We start from the raw sequence: 882 nt of genomic DNA, 5'->3' as shown, positions 1-882 counted from the left end.
TGGGCAAGCGCGCTCAGGGCGCGTACAACGAGGTTTGAGTCCATGCCCGGAACGATAGATCATTTGTTTTAATATTTTAAGTATTATTGAAACGACGATGATAAACAGGCGGTAGCGCTCGATATGCGAGCAGACAATCGGGGGCAGCGGCTGCAGTCACGCATAAAGCGGCCACTCAGCCAGCCGAAGCGTGTGTCGCCTTGGGGTCGATCCGCGACATTCGAAACGCGCGCAGGGACGCTTGGTCGGGAAAAGTCCGAGTCTTGACGCGGCCCGAATGACACTTTCAGAAATCGCACACGGTCAGAGGGGCGGCGACCAAGCACGAAAGGGAATAGAGGGAGAAGGCGTGCGGGGCTCGCCGTTGATCAGCGATTTGCCGCCGAACCATTGTCACATTGTCCACAGACAACCGCTTTGCCATGGATGCAAGTATCTCCGTAGACATCGGTGCAGATAACTTCAGCGCTGTCGAAGACGCGGGCGTTGCCAAAGACCCGGGATTTACGAGTCGTCGTGAATCCAGGCATTCCCGCCATGGTCAAGATTGCGCTCGCTCCGAACATAGCCGCCTAAATCCCCGGCCTTTACATCCCCGAAATCTTGAGCGCCTGAATGCGATAGAGGGTGATGCCGGCGTGTTCGATCTTGTGATTCTTAAGCAGCTTTTATTTCTGGTTCCTCGGCGCAATCTGTGGGTGATTTGATGGGAATTGTGAGAGATTCGTCAAGACCAAAGAACTCGTTTGCATGGTCGTGAGCGCTCGAATGCCGCGCTCACGACCATCGCATAGCGTGGCAAACCGTCGTGGCGTCAAGGGGTCGCTGCGCCGGGCTAAAGCCCGCCCTTGACCCCTCAATTTCGTATGGTGTTACAGACAC

1 protein-coding gene is annotated in these 882 nt (G+C 55.6%); it reads left to right on the top strand.

Annotated features, from left to right (window positions below):
• Positions 1-422 precede the first annotated feature (422 nt).
• Complete coding sequence (locus AWB68_RS47945) at positions 423-707, top strand: hypothetical protein (protein WP_125483327.1); 285 nt, start codon at positions 423-425, stop codon at positions 705-707.
• Positions 708-882 lie beyond the last annotated feature (175 nt).

Source organism: Caballeronia choica, from assembly GCF_001544535.1.
Classification (GTDB): Bacteria; Pseudomonadota; Gammaproteobacteria; order Burkholderiales; family Burkholderiaceae; genus Caballeronia; species Caballeronia choica.
The sequence above is the reverse complement of the archived record's forward strand: the minus strand, read 5'-3'. Positions and strand labels throughout refer to the sequence as shown.

Excerpts from the sequence above, each read along its gene's own strand:
- AWB68_RS47945 (WP_125483327.1), top strand. The coding sequence starts at position 423 with ATGGATGCAAGTATCTCCGTAGACATCGGTGCAGATAACTTCAGCGCT.